We start from the raw sequence: 885 nt of genomic DNA on the forward strand, positions 1-885 counted from the left end.
TCGGCGGCGGTCTTGCCGACCTGGCTCTCGTCGACGGCCTTCATGATGCCGTGCTCCATCAGCATGTCCTCGAGCTCGTCCATGGTGATGGGGGTCGGGATGATGCCGTTGCCAGCGTTGTTGTGAACCTTGGAGGCCAGGTTCCGGTAGTGCTGGGCCTGCTCGGAATCCGGCGCATACTCGATCACGGTCATGCGGCGCAGCTCGGCGTGCTGCACGATGTTGTCGCGCGGCACGAAGTAGATCAGCTGGGTGCCGAGCTTCTTCGCCAGGTTCTCCGCAAGCTCCAGCTCCTTGTCGGTCTGGCGCTCGTTGCACACCAGGCCGCCCAGGCGCACGCCGCCGGAGTTCGCATACTTCAGGATGCCCTTGGAGATGTTGTTGGCCGCATACATGGCCATCATCTCGCCAGACATGACGATGTAGATTTCCTGGGCCTTGTTCTCGCGGATCGGCATCGCGAACCCGCCGCACACCACGTCGCCCAGCACGTCATAGGACACGTAGTCGATGTCCTCGTACGCGCCGTTCTCTTCCAGGAAGTTGATCGAGGTGATCACGCCGCGGCCGGCGCAGCCCACGCCCGGCTCCGGACCACCGGACTCCACGCAGCGGATGTCCTGGTAGCCGATCTTCATCACGTCCTCGAGCTCGAGGTCTTCCACCGAGCCCGCGTTCGCCGCAAGCGACAGGATGGTGTCCTGGGCCTTGGCGTGCAGGATCAGGCGGGTCGAGTCGGCCTTCGGGTCGCAGCCCACGATGAGGATCTTGTGACCCATCTGCGCAAGCGCAGCCAGGGTGTTCTGAGAGGTGGTGGACTTGCCGATACCACCCTTGCCGTAAAACGCGATCTGTCGCAGCGACATCTTGCTCTCCTTCGAACCT

The 885-nt window shown here is 63.2% G+C and carries 1 protein-coding gene; it reads right to left on the bottom strand.

Going from position 1 to position 885, the window contains the following annotated elements:
- Positions 1–866, bottom strand: an 866-nt coding sequence (gene nifH / locus K9U40_RS23070; RefSeq protein ID WP_282892413.1) for a nitrogenase iron protein, incomplete at its 3' end; no start/stop codon positions are given.
- Positions 867–885: the final 19 nt, after the last annotated feature.

This window comes from Xanthobacter autotrophicus (assembly GCF_030015065.1).
Taxonomy (GTDB): Bacteria; Pseudomonadota; Alphaproteobacteria; order Rhizobiales; family Xanthobacteraceae; genus Xanthobacter; species Xanthobacter autotrophicus_D.